This is a genomic window from Mesorhizobium sp. M8A.F.Ca.ET.202.01.1.1 (assembly GCF_004791595.1).
Lineage (GTDB): Bacteria > Pseudomonadota > Alphaproteobacteria > Rhizobiales > Rhizobiaceae > Mesorhizobium.
On the sequence record NZ_SRUN01000011.1, the window covers coordinates 26,827 to 45,837 of the forward strand.

The window sequence follows — 19,011 nt, forward strand, 5'->3', positions numbered from 1 at the left end:
TGAGGGGGAGATGGCCGCGAAGCGGCCAGAGGGGGTCGGTCCGACCGGACGCGGCCTCCTGCGGATGAAGGTTGGCGCTTCACGTGAGGCGACCCCCTCTGTCGCCTTTGGCGACATCTCCCCCTCAAGGGGGGAGATCGGCAGCGTCACACCTTCCACGGATCCTTCACCCTCGGCCACACCGGCCGTGTCAGCTTCCTGTAATCGGTCACCGCAGGATTGCTCGGATAGGAACTCGGCGCCGAGACATAGATGATCTCGGCGCCGATCGGTTCGAAGCCGGCATAAAAGTGGTTGGTCGACTTGATCAGCAGCATGTCCTTGGCCAGCGGATCGACGCCGATGTTGGAGAAAATGTCCGGCTCGAAAGTCTGCGTGCGATTGGTGTTGAGGATCACGTCGACCTCGGTGCCTTCGATGCGCACCACCGCTGACGGTCCCAATGTCACGCGGCTCGGCCCGAAACTCTGCCAGCTTTCGCTGACAGCCTTCAGCACCTTGACGCGCGCGTCGATCGGCTCACCCGCTTGAGGCCCGGCCTTGCCGCCGAAACGCAGGTCTATGACAGCGCCCTCGCCGGCTGCCAGGCAGAAGGTCACCGCTATCGGATCCCAGATCGTCGCCACGCCAAGCTTGTCGAGGCCGCGCGCCAGCATCTGGCGCAGCACGAAGGTGCCGTCGCCGGGAACGCCGCCGCCGGGATTGTCCCAGACGTCGGCGATGACCACGGGCTTGCCGGGATTCCCGGCACGTACGGCCAGCGCCCGGTCGATGCCGTCGGCGGCATCAAACATCGTCATCGCTGTCTTTTCGCGCATGGAATAGAGCTCGCGTCCGAGTTGTTCCGCCAGCGCGTCGCCCCTGGCCTTGTCATTGTCGGTGACGACGAGGATGCGCGTGCCCATTTCCGGCACGTCGGCGGCCATGAAGCCGTGGATGACGGAGACCGACAGAACGCCGTCCTTGCCGTGCAGCGCCTTGATGCGGTCGACGAAGGAGCGCATCGGCTCGCGGCTGGTCGGCAGCACCTGGATCATGCGGCAGTCGAAGGTCGAGATGACAGGCTTGATCTCGCCACGCGCCGCGGCAAGCCCGAGTTCGACGACGTGTTCGCCGCGCTCGTAGAAATCGGTGTGCGGGAATTCGAGGAAATAGGCCATGATGTCGGACGCCGCCACGCGCTTGGGCGTCAGATGGCTGTGCGGATCGAACTCGCAGGCGATCACCACGCCAGGCCCGACGATGCCGCGCACGCGCTCCAGCAGATCGCCCTCGCAGTCGTCATAGCCTTGCGCCACCATGGCGCCATGCAGGCCCAGCATGACGGCATCGACCGGCAAGGCGGCCTTGAGCTGGCCAAGTATTTCGTCGCGCAGCGCCTCATAGGTCTGCCGCTGCACGAGACCGCCGGGCTCGGCCCAGGTCGCGGTGCCTTCGATCACGGTGAGACCTTCCGCGGCCGCGCGGCGGCGCAGCGCCACGATCGGCGAAGAGCACAGCGTCGGCGTTTCCGGATGCTTGCCCGGACCGGCATAGAAAGCCATCTCGAACGAGGCCCGGTCTGTCGGCACCGGCGAGAAGGTGTTGGTTTCCGTCGCCAGCGAGGCGGTGAAGATACGCATGAAAGCTCCGTGGACTTCTTGTTTTTTCGCAATTCCGCGCGGAAAACCGCTGGGAACTTTTCCTGAATTGCTGGAATGCTATTTGACCGCCCCGAGCGCCAGCCCCCGGACGAGATAACGCTGCAGCCAAATGAACAGAATCGCCACCGGCAAGGTGGCCAACAGCGTCGCTGCCATGACGTGATGCCATTCGATCGTGTAGCGGCCAGCGACCAGCGAGAACACCTGGATCGGCAGCGTGTAGCTCTCCTGGCTGCGCAGCATGGTCAGCGCCACGACGAACTCGTTCCAGGCGTTGATGAAGGTGAAGATCGCCGTCACCGCGATCGCCGGCAGGCAAAGCGGCAGGAACACTTTTCGCAAGGTCAGCCAGCGCCCGGCCCCTTCCATCCAGGCCGCCTCCTCGAGGTCACGCGGAATGGTGTCGAAATAGCTCTGCAGCATCCACACGGTGAAGGCGACGTTGAAGGCCATGTAGATGAAGCCGAGCGCCGTGGTCGATTCGACGAGCCCCCAGGCGGCCATCAGCCGGAACAGGCCGAGCACCAGCACGATCGGTGAAATCATCTGCGAGATCAGCAGGAACTGGCGGAAGGCGCCGTAGCCGGCGAAGCGGAAGCGCGACATCGCGTAAGCCGCGGGCACCGAGATCAAGATGGCGCCGACGGTAGCGATCACCGAGACGTAGAGCGAATTGGCCAGCGCCTGGCCGAAGCCGGTCGCCACCCACATGTCGGAAAAATTCGACCAGCGGAACTCGCTCGGCCACCAGGTGGGTGTCAGCACTTCGGTCCGAGGCTTCACCGCTGTCAGGAACATCACCGCGAAGGGGAAGATCGTCACCACGATCAAAGGCGCCAGCAGCAGCCACGCGATGGCGGTACGCTTCAGTTTGCTGCTCATGCGCGCTGCTCCCGCATGGCGAGGCGCACATAGATCATGGTGAAGACCAGCAATATGGCGAACATCACCAGCGACACCGCCGACGCCTCGCCCAGCTTGCCGATGCGGAAGGCGAGCTTGTAGAGGTGGGTCACCAGGATGTCGGTCGAATTGGCCGGCCCGCCCTGCGTCATCACCCAGATGATTGGGAACGAATTGAAGACGTAGATCGTGTTGAGCACGATGGCGATGTTGATGAACGGTTTCAGCAGCGGAAAGGTGATCTCGCGGAACTGCTGCAGCGGCGTTGCCCCCTCCAAGGCGGCCGCCTCGTAGAGATCGTCCGGGATCGACGACAGGCCGCCGAGGAAGATCGTCGTGGTGAACGGCACCGTCACCAATATGCCGATCAGCACCTGCATCGGAAAGGCGGTTCCGGCCTGTGCCAGCCATTGGATGTTGTGGTCGATCAGGCCGAGCCCGATCAGCGCCGAATTCAGCATGCCGCTTTCGCCGCTCAGCGCCCAGCGCCAGACCACCGCCGTCATGGTCAACGACACCGCCCAGGGCAGCATGATGATGACGCGCGCAAGGCCACGGCCATAGAAATCGGTGTTGAGGATCATCGCCACCGGGATCGAGACCAGCAGCGCGCCGCCGACCACCAGCACCGTCCACAGCCCGGTACGCCAGAGGGCCGCGATGAAATCGGGATCGGCGGTGAGCGCGGCGAAATTGGTCAGGCCGCTGAACTCCCGCAACTGGCCAAACCGATTGACGTCGTGCGTCGCGATCTGGATCAGGTCCCAGACCGGCCAGAAAATGACCACCGCAGCCAGGAACAGGCTGGGCAGGGTCAGGAGATAGGGCAGGAAGCGATTTTGCATCGGCTGGTTTGTACCGCTTTGCGAGGCATCAGTAGCGCTGGTTGGCCAACAGACCTGTTCTTCCCAGGCGCCCGGTTTCGAACTCTTTCCCGACGTCGGCGCCGCCCCTCACCTGCCTGCCGGCATCCTCTCCCCGTAAAGTGACGGGGAGAGGGGGTGCTTTCGTCACCGCTTTCGCCAGTCACCAGCGTCCAAGAAGGGCGCCGAGATTGCGACCAGCCCTTTCTCCCCGTCACTATACGGGGAGAAATGCCCGGCAGGGCAATGAGGGGCGGCGCTGACATTGGAGAGCAGCCGAACACTTCTAGAAGTGTGGCGCGCCCCGCCTGAGTCGGGGGCGCGCCACGGGCGCAGGGAGATACGCCCTATTTCTTGAACACGGCCCTACTTCTTCAGCACCGCATTGGCCTTAGCTGCCGCGTCCTTCAAGCCTGCCTCGGGGTCGCCGCCGAGATAGATCTTCTGCATGGCGTCCGACGTGATCTGGGCGACTTCTTCCCAGCCCGGGATGATCGGCGCGAAACGGGCATCCGGCAGCAGCGCGGTAAAGGCGGCGAGATCGGCGTTGTTGACGTAATAGTCCATCTTGGCCTCTTCCTTGTTCACCGGGAGGAAGCCTTCGCCTTGCGTGAACTTGGCGCGCTGCTCCGTGGTGAACAGGAAGTCCATCAGCTTCCAGGCCTCATCCTTGTTCTTGGAGTTCTTGAACATGATCATGGAATCGGTGACGCCATAGGTGCCGCGCGCGCCGGTCGGCCCGGCCGGAATGGCGGCCACGCCGTATTTGAGGCTCGGCGCCTCATCCTTGATCTGGTTGGACAGGAAGGGCGCGGTGATCATCATGCCGACCTTGCCCTGCTTGAACAGGTTCTGCACGTCCTCACGGTTGTTGGAGGTGACGCCGGGCTCCGTCAGCCCCTCGTCGATCATCGACTTGTAGAGCTTGGCGGCTTCGAGCGCGCCCGGCGTGCCGAGGCCCGACGTGCCGTCCTTGTTGAGGATCTCGGTGCCCTGCGACCACATGGCGTAGTAGTAGTAGACGTCGGTCTCGATCTCCTTGCCCTGCAGGCCGAAACCGAAGGCACCCTGCGCCTTGATCTTGCGGGCATCCTCCTGCAGTTCGGTCCAGGTTGCCGGCGGCTTGGCGATGCCGGCCTTCTCGAACAGCTCCTTGTTGTAATACATGGCGCGCGCCGAAGCGGCGATCGGCAACCCATAGGTCTTGCCGCCCATGATCGAGGGCGACAGGAAGGTGTCGATGAAGCGGCCCTTGAATTCGGGCGTGATATAGCTGTCGAGCGGCTCGGCGACATCCTGCTGGACGAAGTCGATCAGCCAGCGCGTGCCGATGATGGAGAGATCAGCATTGGTGCCGGCGGTGATGTCGGTGGTCAGCTTCTGCAGGAGCACATCCCACGGCACCACCTCGAACTTGACGGTGATCCCGGGATTCTTCGCCTCGAACTCTTTCTTGACCTCTTCGAAGTAGGGGCCGGTCTTGGCGCTGTATTCGGCGACGGTAACCCGCACTTCGCCAGCTTCTGCCTGCGCCGCGAAGGCCAGAATGCCCATTCCGGCCATCAGGCCGGCAGTCCATTTCGCAAGGTTCATCTGATCTCTCCCATTTGGTCCACGCTTTTGCGCTCCCTGTGCCGGTGCTGACACAAGATTTATGTGACTTTCCTACATTATCGATGAATTTGCCGCATGCAAGCGGATTATGATGTTGCTTAATTACATTCCATTCTTTAGCCTGCCGGCATCTGCCTGACCTGCCGGAGGAGCAAGCGCCGTGGTTTCGAGAGCCGAATTCGAAGGCAGGACGGTCGTCATCACCGGCGCCGGTGGCGGCCTTGGCTCCGCGATCGCCGCACTGCTGGCCGGCAGGGGCGCATGGGTGGTCGGCTGCGACCAGTCCGACGAGGCGCTGGCGAGCCCGCACCTTGCCTCGCGCCATGTCTTCGATCTTCTCGACCGGGCCTCGGTCGAAGCCGCGGTCGCCGCAGTGCTCGCAAAGGACGGCGTCCCCGACATTCTGATCAACAATGCCGGCTGGACGCGCGCCGAGACGCTCGATGCGCTGACGGCGGACAGGATCGAGCATGAACTCGACCTCAACCTGACCGGCGTGATGATTTTCGCCGATCCCATTGCCAAGGCGATGGCCGCGCGCGGTTCGGGCAGCGTCGTCTTCATTTCGTCCGTCAACGCCATCGCGCATTTCGGCAACCCCGCCTATGCCGCTGCCAAGGCCGGCATCAACGCCTATGCCAAATCGATCGCCGTCGAGCTCGGCCGCAGCGGCGTGCGCGCCAATGTGGTCTGCCCCGGATCGATCCGCACCGCCGCCTGGGACCATCGCCTCGCCAAGAACCCCGACATAATCGGCAAGCTGCAGCGGCTCTATCCGCTCGGCCGCATCGTCAACGCCTCGGAAGTGGCCGAAGCGGTGGCTTTCCTTGCCTCCGACCGGGCCTCGGGCGTAACAGGCGTGGTGATGCCGGTGGATGCGGGATTGACCGCCGGCTGCCTGCCGTTCATCGACGACATATTGGGAGCGTGACCATGACCGACGTCGAGTTTCGCAACCTGTCGAAATCCTTCGGCCAGCACAAGATACTCGAGAACATCAGCCTCGACATCACGAGCGGCGAATTCGTGGTGCTGGTCGGCCCGTCCGGCTGCGGCAAGTCGACCTTGCTGCGCATGCTGGCGGGCCTGGAGACCATCAGTTCCGGCGATCTCCTGATCGGCGGCACACGCGCCAACGACCTGCCGCCACAGCAGCGCAACATCGCCATGGTGTTCCAGTCCTATGCGCTGTTTCCTCACCTCAAGGCCTCGGACAATATCGGCTTCGGTCCGAAGATCCGGGGCGAGGACCGCACCGCCATCGACCAGAAGGTCAAGAAGGCGTCCGGCGTCCTCAACCTGTTCTCCTACCTCGACCGTTATCCCCGCCAGCTCTCCGGCGGCCAGCGCCAGCGCGTCGCCATGGGCCGCGCCATCGTGCGTGAACCCTCCGTCTTCCTGTTCGATGAGCCGCTCAGCAATCTCGACGCGCAGCTGCGCGTGCAGATGCGCACCGAGATCAAGGCACTGCACCAGCGGCTGAAATCGACCATCGTCTACGTCACCCACGACCAGATCGAGGCCATGACCATGGCCGACCGCATCGTGGTGATGGATCGCGGCAGGATCCAGCAGGTCGGAGCGCCGCTGGAGCTCTATGACAGGCCGGCCAACAAATTCGTCGCCGGCTTCCTCGGCTCGCCGTCGATGAGCTTTGTTTCCGGGGCGCTCAAGACGACGCCCGAGAGAACCTGGTTCGAGTCGACCGGCGGCGGACGGCTTGCGCTCGCCGGCAAACCGGTGCCGGCAGGCAGTGCCGTGGAGGCCGGCATCCGGCCCGAACATTTCATCGTCGGCGAGGCCACTGATGCCATGGCGCTCAAGGTTGATGTCGTCGAGCCGACCGGTTCCGAAACCCATGTCTACGGCACCATTGGCGCCGACACTGTGCGCGCCGTGTTCCGCGACCGGGTGCCGGTCCGGCCTGGCGACCTGCTGCCGGTCTCGGTCGCCCCCGGCAACATCCATCTGTTCGACACGGCGACGGGCCTGCCGCTGAGATGACGACGGAAACTCGAATATGAAGACGCCGGCCGACATCATCACGCGGCTGCAACTGATGTCGCAGGACGGCACCAAGTCGGATCGCCGGCTGGCAAGCCTCGTTCTGTCCGATCTCGACTTCGCCTCCAAGGCAGCAATCTCGGAAATTGCCGCGCGCGTCGGCGTCAGTGAGCCGACAGTCACCCGTTTCTGCCGCAACCTCGGCTGCGAGGGCCTGCGCGACTTCAAGTTCTATCTGGCGCAGGCCATTGCCATCGGCGGCCAGTATCTGTCGCCGGAGCCGCTGAGCCGCGATGCCCGCGAACAGCGCATCGCATCGGCCATCACCGAAGCCGCGATCGCCTCCATCCAGCGCGTCAGCGAAAACCTCGACATGACGACACTGGTCGACGTCGCCGCGCGCCTCGCGGCGTCAGGCAATGTTCTGTGCATCGGTTCGGGTGGCATTTCCTCGATGATGGCGACCGAGATGCAGAACCGGCTGTTCAGGCTGGGCCTGCCGGTCCTGGCGCAGATCGACGGCCAGTTGCAGCGCATGTACGCCGCCGTTGCCACGCCGGACACCACCGTCGTCGCCTTCTCGGTCTCCGGCTATGCGCGCTCGGTCATCGAGGCGGTGCAGGTCGCCCAGCAATATGGCGCCGCCACGGTGGCCGTCACTGCGCCCGACTCCGCGCTGGCCAAGGTCGCCGACACGGTCATCCACCTGCAGCCGCTCGAGGACGGCAACATCTACAAGCCGACATCGTCGCGCTACGCGCTGCTGGCGATCGTCGACATGATCGTCACATCGGTCGCCGAGACCCGCGGCCCGAAGGTGCTGGAGAACCTGCGCCGCATCAAGCAGAGCGTGAACACGCTGAAGGTCGACGATCCGCGTTTGCCGCTGGGGGATTGAACTTCAGGTAGAGGATAGACGGCAGAGCGCATCGACACTTCTTGCCAGCGCCGCCGGTTCGCCTGAAATGCGCAGCGTCTTGAGACGGGCCGTGCCGCCGGCAACGACCGAAACCGAAGATGCCGGCACGCCCAGCGCCTTGGCGACCAGCCTCTCCAGCGCTTGATTGGCGGCGCCATTTTCCGGCACGGCGCGGACCCGCGCCTTCAAATGGCTTCGTCCGTCCGCCGATGTTTCGACGCCTTCCAGCCGGTCCACGGAAGACTTCGGCGTCAGCCGGACGAACAGATCAACGCCGTTCTCGCGAATGCGGTACGGCGCGCTCATGCGATCGTCAGGCCAGCAACAGCGGCGCCACCGTGGTGAGAATGAACTGCCTGAGGAAGAACAGGATCAAAAGCAGGATGATCGGCGAGATGTCGATGCCGCCAAGGTCGGGCATGAAGCGGCGGATCGGCCGCAGCGCCGGCTCGGTCAACCTGTAGAGCATGTTGCCGATGCTGCCGACGAACTGATTGCGCGAGTTGACGACGTTGAAGGCATAGAGCCAGGAAAAGATCGCCGAAGCGATGATGACCCACCAATAGAGGTCGAGCGCCATGACGATGGTTTGAATGAGGGCGAGCATGCCGGTCTCCAATTGTTGCCGACATGTAGCCACTACGCGCCGAACCGGCAAGGGCAGGGTTCAGCCACGCGACCGGCGGGCGGGTTTTTGGTGAAGCGCCGCCTTGACAGGAAACCGCGTCGCCCGATAAATGCGCCATCCGCTGGACGGGGCTGTAGCTCAGCTGGGAGAGCGCGTCGTTCGCAATGACGAGGTCAGGAGTTCGATCCTCCTCAGCTCCACCAGCGGAATAATCCTTTCGCGCGCGGTAACGCCCAAGCATCATCCGATACGTCGCGATGCGTCACACGGCGTCAATGCCCCCAAAAATGGCCAGATGCGATTTCGCCTTCGCAAGGCGAAATGGTTGTCAATTGGACTTATGGCGATGGCCGCAGTCCGATCGGCGCTATTTTTTTTGGAAGCCGCCCCATTAGACTGGCGTTCTCAAATCAGTTTTTCTGTGTGTTGTGACAAGGCGTTTCGGCGGGGGCGACCGAAGGCGCTATACGGATTCCGAGTCGAAATGAAGAAGCCGCCCGCGGAAGCAAAAAAGTGTCCATTCGCGACAATCTCGCTGCAAATCTCAGGCGGCTCTGCAAGGACCATGCTTCCGTCAGCGCGGTGTGCCGCGAACTGGGCATCAACCGCACGCAGTTCGAGCGTTACCTGCAGGGGCAGACCGTCCCCAACAAGGCCACCGCCAAGCTGATCTGCGACTACTTCCGAATCGACGAGGCCGAACTGTACCGGGACCCCGGCACCCCCGAGCCCACGGCTCCCGGCCTGCCGCCGATCTCCGAAAGCCTGTTCACCCAGATGATCCGCCCGCCCGCCCCGTCGATCGCGGGCGGCACCTATTTCACCTATTTTTCGATCCCGACCCGCGCCGACCTCCTGATGCGGTCGGTGACCTTCGTGCGTCGCGAGGCCGAACTGGTCACATTCCGCTGGGTCACCGGATGGTCGGAGCGCCGCGGCTCGACATGGGCGCGGGCGCGCGGCAACCATTATGGCGTGGCGATCTCGCGCCTCAACTGGATCTATTTCAGCGGCGTCAACCGCCGCCAGACAGGCGAGCCATCGCTGATCTCGGTGCAATGGGCGCCTATCTCCGAACCGGTTCTGAGAGGCAAGGCCATGCTTCTGACCGAAACCGGGCCGGCATTCGTGTCGGTCATCATGCGGCAGGACATGTCCAATATCCCGCCCAGGCATGCGATCCGCATGGCGCATGTCGTCAGGCTCGATGATCCCTGCGTCGATCAGCTCGTCGTCAGCCTTGCCCGGGACGGGCTGGATTAGCAACTTGCTTACGCTAAATAAGAACAAGAATATCCCGAAAAAGCGTATGCTAGCGATTGCCTACTCCATATCTGAGTAAAATCGATTTTTTTAGACTTTACAGCCAGGAAAGATATTTTAGATCATATTTGATTTACTACAATTTTAACAAATCATTAACTCTCCGGACCTTACCTTTCTACTCGCGGGTACGAACTTGGCCCGCATTCGGCGGGCTCGACCATCAATTGGCCGACTCGACATGTCCAGTGTAGCCCATACGCATTCCTAGAGTTCCATCCGATGACAGGAGCAGCAGGTGTCAAATCAGTCACTACGTCAGTCAGAGCTCGATAGTCTGCAATATATCGCGACGATGACCAACGAACTGGTGCAGATGGCCGAAGCAAGCCGTTTTCCCATGATCTCCTATCTGCTCGGCATGGCCTATGCCGAGGCCTTCGATGTCTTGCGCGGCGCACGCCCGGCCAGACATGCGCAGCTCAGCGGCAACCCGATGCATCCCAAGGCACACGCGAAAGACAACCACGCTCAACCAAGAACAGCGTAGCGCGACGGGGCGGCGCTAGTCCTGTAGACTGAACACGAATGGCGCCGTACGGATGACGCGCGAGCCGAGTTCCGGCGGCGGCGCCGGCACGGTGGCGCCCTGCAGCACCGCGAGCGCTGCGCGGTCGAGCTCGGCATCACCGGACGAACGCACGACCCGCGCCGACAGCACCCGGCCGGACGGGTCCATGGTGAAAGTCACATTCACATTGCCTTGCGCGCGACGGGATTTCGCGGCACTCGGGTAGCGCTTATGGCGATTGATCCACGCCGTCAGCCGCGATTCCCATTTGGCCGGGCTGACACCCGAAAACCCGGCCGCCGAACTCGGCGCCGCTGCCTTGGCGGCGGGCCTGGCTTCGGCGCTCGCGGCACTTGCCGTCTTCAGTGGTTCGGCCTTTTCCTTCTTCGGCCTTGGCTTGAGCTTGTCGGCAGGCCTTTTGACCTTGGCTTCGGCAGGCTTCTTGTCCTTGCGTCTTTCGGCCGGCTTTGACCGCGGCATCGGGACGACAACCTCCGGCGCGACCGCCTCGACAATATCGGGGACGACCTCGTCCAAGGGCGGCTGGACGACCGGTTCGACCTCTATCATCTCCATGGGTTCGTCCGGCGGCACCGTCTCCAGCTCGGCAGCAGGTTCGGCTTGCTCGACTACCTTGTCGGGCTCGGCGGTCTTCTCCGTCTCCTCGACCGGCTCGGTCTGGTCGGGAATCGCTACATCGAGCATCGCCGCCTGTTCGGGTGCCGCCGGCGTCATCATCATCGGCGCCATTTCGATCACCGGCGCCGGCGGCGGCCCGCTATCCGACGGTTCGACTGGACTGAAATTCTGCACAGCATAAGCGACGGCGACATGCGCCCCAAGCATCAGCACGGCCGCACATGCCCATAGGGCAAGGTCGCGCCAGCCGAAGCGCGACAGCCCCATCGTGGGCGAGGCGGCCGATCGTGTCATGGGGCAGCCGTTCCGCCTGGCACCGGTGCGGCGGCATCACCGGCGGGCGCCGCCTCCAGGCCGACCAGGGCGACCTTCAGATAGCCGGCGGCACGCAGCAGGTTCATCGTCTCCATCAGGTCGCCATAGGCCACCGCCTTGTCGGCGCGCAGGAAGATTCGCGTCTGCTTGTCGCCCTTGGTGCGGCTGTCGAGCGTGGCGGCAAAAGCCGGGCGCGGCACGGTGTCGTTGCCGATCGCGAGCGTGAGATCATCCTTCAATGTCAGGAAAATCGGCGTTTCTGGCCGCGGCGCCGGCATCGCGGTCGAGCCGGGCAGGTCGACATTGACATCCACCGTCGCCAGCGGCGCTGCGACCATGAAGATGATCAACAGCACCAGGATGACATCGATGAACGGCGTGACATTGATCTCGTGGCTCTCCTCGAGATCGTCGTCCATGGTCTGTCGAAGCCTGCTTCCCACGGCACCGCCCCCTCTACTCTGCCGCCAGCACCGCCGCGGGTGCTATCGCGCGGAAATCGAGGTCGCGGCTGACCAGCCGTTCGACGCCCGCCGAGGCGTCGGCCAGTGTCTGCCGGTAGCCGGCTATCGAGCGGGCAAAGACGTTGTAAATCACAACCGCCGGAATTGCCGCGACCAGCCCCATCGCGGTGGCCAGCAACGCCTCGGCGATGCTCGGCGCCACCACGGCGAGATTGGTGGTCTGCGCCTGCGAAATGCCGATGAAGGCGTTCATGATGCCCCAGACTGTGCCGAACAGGCCGACGAAAGGCGCCGTGGACCCGATCGTCGCCAGCAGGCCGGCGCCGCGCGACATGCGCCGCGACGCTGCCGCCTCGATGCGCGACAGGCGCGAGGCGACCCGTTCCTTCAGTCCCTCCCCGCCGACATGGTCGAGCGCGCCGGCCGAAAGCGCGGTCTCTTCCTCGGCGGCCCGCACCAGGAGCGCGCCGGGACCGCCACTGCGGTCGAGCGCCCGGCTCGCCTGCTTCAACGTCGCGGCATCGCCGATCGCGCGGACGGCATGGCGGACACGCAGCTTGCCGGCGAAAATTTCCAGCGACTTGGCCAGCCATATCGTCCAGGTGACGAGCGACGCGAACGCCAATCCGATCATCACCGCCTTCACGATGATGTCGGCGGCCATGAACATGCCCCATGGCGACAGGTCGTGCGGCAGGTTCAGCTCCATCGTCCCCGCAAGGCCCGTCCCCGCCGGCTGCGGCTGCGCAGGCATCGCTGGTACTTCAGCCGCCGGTGGGGCGGGTGCCGGTACAGCTGGAGCAGCTTGTGCCGCTTCTGCCGGCGCGGCAGGGGCCCCGACTACTGCTGCAGCGACGGCCGGTTGCTCCTGGGCCACCGCGCCGGTCGCCGCCAGGATCACCGATGCGACCAACGCCGCCAACAAACCATGTCTCGACACGAGCTTCTTCCTTGCTCTCACGGCGGCCAGAATGCGGTCTGGGTATCGGCTTCGGCCCCGGCCATGGCATTTCTCCAGCGCGGCCGCCGTTTTCCAATCCTGGTTACGGCAGGCAGGTGCCCGGGTTGACTATAAAACATGAACTTACTAGTCAACATTGAAGATGACAACGGCACTCAACAACTCTTGGGAATGTGCCGGTCAAAACCCTGAAGCGCCGTGACGGCTTGTTACCGATTATGGGCGATCCGCGCCGGCGATATCCACCGCACGATACCGGACTTCCGGTGTCGCGGCATCGATGCGAAGTCGCTAGAATGATCCGGCGGCAAGGAGCTCGGGATGATCAAGGCAATACCCTTCGACTACCCTTATGATGGCAGGCTGGTGGCCCAAAACACTGCGTTGATCGTCATCGACCTGCAACAGGATTTCCTGTCGACAACGGGCTATTTCGCCAGGAAGGGATATGACCCCTCGCCGCTGCGGGCGATCCTGCCCACGGTGAACCGCCTGATCGCGGCCGCGCGCAGGGCCGGGCTCACCATCGTCCACACCAGGCAGGGTTACCGCGCCGACATGGCCGACATGACGCCCTATGAGAAATGGCGCCGCAAGCGCGCCGGTCTCGACGGCACCGACGTCCTGCTGCGCTCGGGCGCGGGGTTCCAGATCGTTCCGGAGATCGATGTCGCACCGCACGACATCATCGTAGACAAGACCTGCAACAGCGCCTTCACCTATACGGATTTCGAGCTCGTGCTGCGCGCGCGAGGCATCACGCATCTGATGTTTTCCGGATGCACGACGGATGTCTGCGTTCACACCACGCTGCGCGAGGCCTGTGACCGCAATTTGCAGTGCCTGACCATTTCGGACGCCTGCGCCAGCGGTGATCAAAAGGCGCATGAAGCGGCGTTGCACATGGTGACGGTCGAGGACGGCGTCTTCGGCGTGCTGGCCGATTCGGACGCCGTCATCGATGGCCTGTCGCGGCTTGCCGGCAGACATCATGCAACAGAAGATTGACGGGCCTCAGCCCACTGCTCGCGTCTCCAGCCCAGCGCCAGGCGCATAAGCTCCGTGGTGGAATTCGTTAGCCTCCCGGCGCGCCAGGGAGTTGCGCAGCAACGCAATGGTTTCCCGGCCAGCCGTCGCGATCTCGTGTGGCGTGTCGACGCCGATGACCATGAACTCATCGATGCCGAGAGCCGCATAGGCAAGCAGCGACAGCGCGACCTGGGCCGGAGGCCCGGAGAGGTCGACCGTCTTTTGGCCGGCGACGGAAACACCTTGGTGGATCCTGACCGGAAGCGCGAAGCGCAGTTTGCCGGCGCGGCCATGTTCGGCCGCGGCGCGACGCGCCCGCTCCATCAATTGCCTGATATCGTCGATCGGACCCGGCGCCAGTTCGAAGACATCGGCATGCCGGCCTGCCACCTTCAGCGCAGTTCCGGATTGCCCGCCCATACGGATCACGAGGTCGGCGCCATGCGGACCCTTGCGCTCGATATAACCACCCTTGATGCTGTAGAACGCACCTTCGTGGTCGAAGGGCCGGTCGTTCGACCACAGCCGCTTCAACAGCACCAGATATTCGTCGATCCGCTGCCAGACGACGCCATGTCCGACCGGCCGTGTCTCGGCATCGTCGTCGTTCAACGGCTCGCTGATCATCCTGAGGGCCAGCCGTCCGCCGCTCCCCCTGTCGATGGACGCCAACTGGCGGGCAGCCACCGTCGGTTCGATCACGCCGGCCCAATGGGTGAGCACCACTTCCAGCGAAGCAGTGCGGTTGAGCACCTGGGCGGCAAGATCCATGTTGGTCAGCACTCCGGCCGAATCGTCGACGACGATCTTCTGGAAACCGCCGTCCTCGATCAGCCCGAGTTTGGTCGCGGTCTCTGCGAAGTCATAGAAAAAGGGAACCGTCGCGTCGGCGGTCTTGCCGGGAACATGCGTGAATTCGATCGGCATTGTCATCTCCTCCATCACTGGAATCACTGATGCTGTGAAATGCGAATCCACAGGCGCGAAAGCGCTCCGGGATCCGGTTCATTCAACTCCGATTGCCTGACAACTGTGGGGCAGCTACCCCTGCCGATCTGGTGCCTTAGGGAATAAGGCCCAGCACGACTGCCCCGGTGAACACGAACGCAAGGGCAAAGACGAGATAGGCGAAAGCGCCGGCATAGGCCGGGCGAAAGCCCTGGGCATTGGCCAGCCTCTGGCCGCTGCTGTCGGTCTGGGCGTTCTGGATATAGGACATATCGACCTCCGTCTCGCCGGTTAATCTATAAAACTTGTAGACTTTGTCGATTGCTATTTTTCGATCATCGGCAGAATTATTTTCTCATCGATCGCCAAAAATTGGTGTGAAATTGCTGTTGAAGCCGATCTGAGCGATCGACTGACGCAGCATGGCGGCATCCCTAGCGATGCAGGAAGGTTCTTGCCTACCGCTCTTCTCGTCGAAACGGCTTCAGCAGCGCCGAAGGTGCCACCGCGTTGCGCGACATGACCGCCATGGCGACAATCGTAAAGATGAAGGGCAGCATCAGGAACGCCTCGTAAGGGATATGCCCGAGCCCGCTCGCTTGCATGCGCAGCTGGAGCGCATCGACGAAGGCAAACAGCAGCGCCGCACCCGCCGAGCGCCACGGATCCCAGCGGCCGAACACGACCAGCGCGATCGCCACCCAGCCGCGTCCGGACACCACGCCGAAGGTGAAGGCGTTGAACTGCGCCATCGACAGGAAGGCGCCGGCGAGCCCCATCAGTGCACCGCCAAGGATGACGGCCTGGAAGCGCGTGGCAATGACGCTGACGCCGGCGGAATCGGCGGCACGCGGGTTCTCGCCGACCATGCGCACCGACAGGCCCCATGGCGTGCGGTAGAGCACGAAGGCAGCGAGCGGGATGGCCAGGATCGCCATGTAGACCAGCGCGAACTGGTTGAACACCGCCGGCCCGAGCACCGGAATATCGGACAGAACCGGGATCGGCAGCGTCTGAAAACCCTTGATGCTTGGCGGCAGCGATTGCTGGCCGAAGATCAGCCGGTAGAGGAAATAGGCAAGCCCCGATGAGAACAGCGTCACGCCGATGCCGCAGACATGCTGGCTGAGGCCGAGCGCCACCGTGAACAGCGCATGCAGCGCGCCCATCAGCATGCCGGTCAGCACCGCCACCAGCACGCCAAGCCACAGGCTGCCACTGAGGCTGGTGGCGGTGAAGCCGGTCATGGCGCATAGCAGCATGATGCCTTCGATGCCGAGATTGAGCACGCCGGCCCGTTCGGAGAACATTTCGCCGAGCGTGGCAAAGGCCAGCGGCGTGGCGATGCGGATGATGGCGGCGAGAAAGCCGACCTGAAAAATCTGTTCCAGCACGGCGCTCATCGGGCGACCCCGACGCGGCGGATGCGATAGGCGGTGAACAGCAGCGCGACCAGCATGGCGAGCAGAGCCGTGCCCTGGATGACGTCGCTGAGGAACGCCGGCACGCCGGTCGCGCGCGACATCGCTTCCGCACCGGTCATCACGGCGGCCAGGAAGATCGCCGCCGGCACCACGCCGAGCGGGTTGAGCCGCGCCAGCATGGCGACGACGATGCCGGAATAGCCGTAGCCCGGCGAAATATCGCTCATCACCTGGAAGTGCACGCCGCCGACCTCGCCGACACCGGCGAGGCCGGCCAGCGCGCCGGAAAGCAATGCTGTCGAGATCAGCACCCGCTCGACATGGATGCCGCCATATCTGGCGGCTTCCGGGTTTTCACCGGTGACGCGGATGCGGAAACCGAGCGTCGTGCGCACGATCAGGAACCAGATCAGCGGCGCCGCGACCAGCGCCACGATGACGCCGAGATGCAGCCGCGTGCCTTCGATCAGCACCGGAAAATTGGCCGAATCCTCGATCGGCGGCGAGATCGGGTAGCCGCTGAAGCTATCCTTCCACGGCACTTCGATCAGCGCCATCAACGCGTAGTAGATGACCGAGTTGAGGAGCAGCGAACTGACGACGTCGTCGACCTTGAATTTGACCCGTAGCGCCGCGGGGACAAGCGCCACCGCCGCACCGGCAGCAGCACCGGCGATTGCCATCAGCAGCATGGCGAGTGGCCCCGGCATCGGGATCGCGCCGACGAAGCAACTGGCCACCGCGCCGGCCAGCAATTGCCCCTCGGCGCCGATGTTCCAGAACTTGGCCCGGAAGGCGACGGCGACCGCCAGCCCGGTGAAGATCATCGGTGCGGCGCGCACCAGCGTTTCGGTGATGGCATAGCTGTCGCCGAGCGAAGCGGTGAACATGACGCCATAGGATTCGAACACACCAGCCCCGGCCAGCGCGATCAGGCCGCTGCACGAGACGAGCGTGGCAGCGATCGCCAGCAACGGCAGTGCCAGGTTGAACCAGGCTGGCGTGGAGGTCCGGACTTCGAGGCGAAACATCAGCCTTGGCCCTCCGCTCTTGGACTAGCCGCGGAACGTTGGCGCCGCCCCTCATCCGCCTGCCGGCACCTTCTCCCCGTACAGTGACGGGAAGAAGGGGACTGGCGGCAACGTCGGCGACTGTTTTCGCGACCTTGATGGTTGGCGAAACCATCGACGAGAGCGCCCCTCTCCCCGTCACTATACGGGGAGAGGATGCCGGCAGGCAGGTGAGGGGCGGCGGCGACCTCCCAAGCGAAACGTCGAGGCAAACCCATGCTACGCCTTCCCCTCCGCGCCGGTCATCAGCAGGCCGAGTCGCGCAACACTCGCATCGGAGCTGTCGAGCGTGCCGGCGATGCGGCCCTCATACATCACCGCGATGCGGTCGCAGAGCACCATCAGTTCCTCCAGATCCTCGCCGATGACGACGATGCCGCAGCCCTTGGCGCGCATGTCGAGGAATTTCTCGTGGATGAAACGGGCCGCGCCAATGTCGAGGCCGCGCGTCGGCTGTGAGACGATCAGAACCTTTGGGTCAAAGGCAAGCTCGCGCGCCAGCAGCGCCTTCTGCAGATTACCGCCGGACAGCGCGCCGGCCCGCGTCATCGGCCCGGGACATCTGATATCATAGGCCTTGATCTGCGCCTCGGCGAAAGCGCGGATCGCATCCGGCTTGAGCAGCCCCCTGGCGGAGAAAGCTGATGTGCCGATGCGCGGCAGCACCATCGAATCGGCGAGCGGCAGATTGGTGACCAGCCCCGTCGTCATGCGGTCTTCCGGGATGCGGCCAAGGCCCAGCGCCTGCACCTCGCGCGGCGAGAAGTGCACGACCTGTTTGCCGGCTATCGTCATTTGGCCGTTGTCGGGCGCGCGCACGCCCGAGATCACCTCCGCCAGCGCTCGCTGGCCATTGCCCGAGACTCCGGCAATGCCGAGAATCTCGCCAGCACGCACCACAAGCGACACATCGCGCAACGCGGTGCCCGAATGCCGTGAGGTCGAAATGCGGTCGAGGATCAGCACATCGGCGCCCGGTGTCGATGGCCCACGCGCCGGCGGCACGATTTCATGGCCGCACATCAATTGCGCCATTGCAGCCGACGTCGTGTTTGCCGGATCATCGACACGGCCGGCGACGCGGCCATGCCGCAGCACGGTGCAGCGATGCGTCAGCGCCCGCACCTCGTTGAGCTTGTGCGAGATGAAGATGATGCCGAGCCCCTGCGCCGCCATCGACCGCAACGCCGAAAACAGCCCGCCGACCTCGCTCGGCGCCAGCACCGCGGTCGGCTCGTCGAGGATCAAGAGCCTTGCGCCGCGAAACAGCGCCTTGACGATTTCGAGCCGCTGCTGCTCGCCCACCGACAGCGCGGAGACCGGCAGGTTGGGGTCGAGTGTCAGCCCATGCTGGCTGCTGATTTCGGCGAGCCGCACCAGCCCGCCGGCGCGATCGATCCGCCCCGCCTTGCCCGGAATGCCGATGAGCAGGTTTTCCAGCACGGTCAGCCGTGGCGCCAGATGAAAATGTTGATGCACCATGCCGATGCCGGCGGCCAGCGCATCCGCCGAACTGGTGATCCGCGCCGGCCGGCCCTGGATCAGGATCTCGCCGGCATCCGGCGCATAGGCGCCGAACAGCACGTTCATCAATGTGGTCTTGCCGGCGCCGTTCTCGCCGAGCAAACCGAGGATTTCTCCTGGCGCCACGCTGAGATCGACAGCCTCGTTCGCCTTGACGGCGCCGAAGCTCTTGGTGATGCCGCGCATTTCGATGAGTGGGGCGGGCAAGGGTGCTCCTGACTTGCGATCC

Annotated in this window: 20 protein-coding genes and 1 tRNA gene; 7 read left to right on the plus strand and 14 right to left on the minus strand. The window is 63.9% G+C overall.

Features of this window, described 5'->3' with window-relative positions:
- Positions 1-146: 146 nt before the first annotated feature.
- From EN845_RS22550 to EN845_RS22570, 4 genes are all read right to left on the minus strand, one after another.
- Positions 147-1,622, minus strand: a complete 1,476-nt coding sequence (locus tag EN845_RS22550) for a M81 family metallopeptidase (protein WP_127277070.1) — start codon at positions 1,620-1,622, stop codon at positions 147-149.
- Positions 1,623-1,700: 78 nt separating this feature from the next.
- Positions 1,701-2,525: a carbohydrate ABC transporter permease gene (locus tag EN845_RS22555; RefSeq protein ID WP_127277072.1), complete on the minus strand. Its 825-nt coding sequence runs from the start codon at positions 2,523-2,525 to the stop codon at positions 1,701-1,703.
- Entirely contained in the window at positions 2,522-3,391 is an 870-nt protein-coding gene (locus tag EN845_RS22560) for a sugar ABC transporter permease (protein WP_127277074.1), read from the minus strand. Before EN845_RS22560 ends, EN845_RS22555 begins: the two co-directional genes overlap by 4 nt.
- A gap of 384 nt (positions 3,392-3,775) precedes the next feature.
- Positions 3,776-5,002: a sugar ABC transporter substrate-binding protein gene (locus tag EN845_RS22570; RefSeq protein WP_127872890.1), complete on the minus strand. Its 1,227-nt coding sequence runs from the start codon at positions 5,000-5,002 to the stop codon at positions 3,776-3,778.
- 181 nt (positions 5,003-5,183) lie between these two features.
- Here EN845_RS22570 and EN845_RS22575 point away from each other — a divergent pair, with 181 nt between their 5' ends.
- From EN845_RS22575 to EN845_RS22585, 3 genes are read left to right on the plus strand one after another with little or no spacing between them, the layout of a single operon-like run.
- Positions 5,184-5,954 (plus strand): SDR family oxidoreductase, encoded by a 771-nt coding sequence (locus EN845_RS22575; RefSeq protein WP_127872889.1) that lies wholly within the window; start codon positions 5,184-5,186, stop codon positions 5,952-5,954.
- A gap of 2 nt (positions 5,955-5,956) precedes the next feature.
- Positions 5,957-7,027 (plus strand): ABC transporter ATP-binding protein, encoded by a 1,071-nt coding sequence (locus EN845_RS22580; RefSeq protein ID WP_127872888.1) that lies wholly within the window; start codon positions 5,957-5,959, stop codon positions 7,025-7,027.
- A gap of 16 nt (positions 7,028-7,043) precedes the next feature.
- Positions 7,044-7,925: a MurR/RpiR family transcriptional regulator gene (locus tag EN845_RS22585; RefSeq protein ID WP_127277082.1), complete on the plus strand. Its 882-nt coding sequence runs from the start codon at positions 7,044-7,046 to the stop codon at positions 7,923-7,925.
- A 3-nt stretch (positions 7,926-7,928) separates the two neighbouring features.
- On the opposite strand, the gene EN845_RS22590 is transcribed toward EN845_RS22585, so the two are convergent.
- The gene (locus EN845_RS22590) at positions 7,929-8,252 is read right to left on the minus strand and encodes a DUF167 domain-containing protein (protein WP_127872887.1); all 324 of its coding nucleotides are present in this window, start codon (positions 8,250-8,252) and stop codon (positions 7,929-7,931) included.
- Between the two features lie 7 nt (positions 8,253-8,259).
- Positions 8,260-8,553, minus strand: coding sequence for a YggT family protein (locus tag EN845_RS22595; RefSeq protein ID WP_015315112.1), 294 nt, complete (start codon positions 8,551-8,553; stop codon positions 8,260-8,262).
- 148 nt (positions 8,554-8,701) lie between these two features.
- Between EN845_RS22595 and EN845_RS22600 the strand changes: the two genes are divergently transcribed.
- The 3 genes from EN845_RS22600 to EN845_RS22610 all read left to right on the plus strand — a co-directional run bounded on the left by EN845_RS22600 (position 8,702) and on the right by EN845_RS22610 (position 10,387).
- A tRNA-Ala gene (locus EN845_RS22600) sits at positions 8,702-8,777 on the plus strand.
- Positions 8,778-9,087: 310 nt separating this feature from the next.
- Positions 9,088-9,837 (plus strand): helix-turn-helix transcriptional regulator, encoded by a 750-nt coding sequence (locus EN845_RS22605; protein WP_127872886.1) that lies wholly within the window; start codon positions 9,088-9,090, stop codon positions 9,835-9,837.
- Between the two features lie 298 nt (positions 9,838-10,135).
- Positions 10,136-10,387 (plus strand): hypothetical protein, encoded by a 252-nt coding sequence (locus tag EN845_RS22610; RefSeq protein ID WP_127277088.1) that lies wholly within the window; start codon positions 10,136-10,138, stop codon positions 10,385-10,387.
- A gap of 15 nt (positions 10,388-10,402) precedes the next feature.
- Here the strand turns inward: EN845_RS22610 and EN845_RS22615 are convergent, their stop codons facing one another.
- The 3 genes from EN845_RS22615 to exbB are packed head-to-tail and all read right to left on the minus strand — an operon-like array spanning position 10,403 to position 12,766.
- A complete protein-coding gene (locus EN845_RS22615) occupies positions 10,403-11,341 on the minus strand; it encodes an energy transducer TonB (RefSeq protein WP_127872885.1) in 939 nt (312 codons plus the stop codon).
- A complete protein-coding gene (exbD, locus tag EN845_RS22620) occupies positions 11,338-11,805 on the minus strand; it encodes a TonB system transport protein ExbD (protein WP_127872884.1) in 468 nt (155 codons plus the stop codon). Before exbD ends, EN845_RS22615 begins: the two co-directional genes overlap by 4 nt.
- A gap of 13 nt (positions 11,806-11,818) precedes the next feature.
- Positions 11,819-12,766, minus strand: a complete 948-nt coding sequence (gene exbB, locus EN845_RS22625; protein ID WP_127872883.1) for a tonB-system energizer ExbB — start codon at positions 12,764-12,766, stop codon at positions 11,819-11,821.
- A gap of 342 nt (positions 12,767-13,108) precedes the next feature.
- Here exbB and EN845_RS22630 point away from each other — a divergent pair, with 342 nt between their 5' ends.
- On the plus strand, positions 13,109-13,795 hold the full coding sequence (locus EN845_RS22630; RefSeq protein WP_127872882.1) for an isochorismatase family cysteine hydrolase: 687 nt from the start codon (positions 13,109-13,111) through the stop codon (positions 13,793-13,795).
- Between the two features lie 6 nt (positions 13,796-13,801).
- On the opposite strand, the gene EN845_RS22635 is transcribed toward EN845_RS22630, so the two are convergent.
- The 5 genes from EN845_RS22635 to EN845_RS22660 form a co-directional block, all read right to left on the minus strand.
- Complete coding sequence (locus EN845_RS22635) at positions 13,802-14,743, minus strand: LLM class flavin-dependent oxidoreductase (protein ID WP_127872881.1); 942 nt, start codon at positions 14,741-14,743, stop codon at positions 13,802-13,804.
- A gap of 136 nt (positions 14,744-14,879) precedes the next feature.
- Complete coding sequence (locus EN845_RS22640) at positions 14,880-15,035, minus strand: hypothetical protein (protein ID WP_127279725.1); 156 nt, start codon at positions 15,033-15,035, stop codon at positions 14,880-14,882.
- A 187-nt stretch (positions 15,036-15,222) separates the two neighbouring features.
- Entirely contained in the window at positions 15,223-16,167 is a 945-nt protein-coding gene (locus tag EN845_RS22645) for an ABC transporter permease (protein WP_127279726.1), read from the minus strand.
- Positions 16,164-17,219: an ABC transporter permease gene (locus tag EN845_RS22650; RefSeq protein WP_127872880.1), complete on the minus strand. Its 1,056-nt coding sequence runs from the start codon at positions 17,217-17,219 to the stop codon at positions 16,164-16,166. Before EN845_RS22650 ends, EN845_RS22645 begins: the two co-directional genes overlap by 4 nt.
- 258 nt (positions 17,220-17,477) lie before the next feature.
- The gene (locus EN845_RS22660) at positions 17,478-18,989 is read right to left on the minus strand and encodes an ABC transporter ATP-binding protein (protein ID WP_127872879.1); all 1,512 of its coding nucleotides are present in this window, start codon (positions 18,987-18,989) and stop codon (positions 17,478-17,480) included.
- Positions 18,990-19,011: the final 22 nt, after the last annotated feature.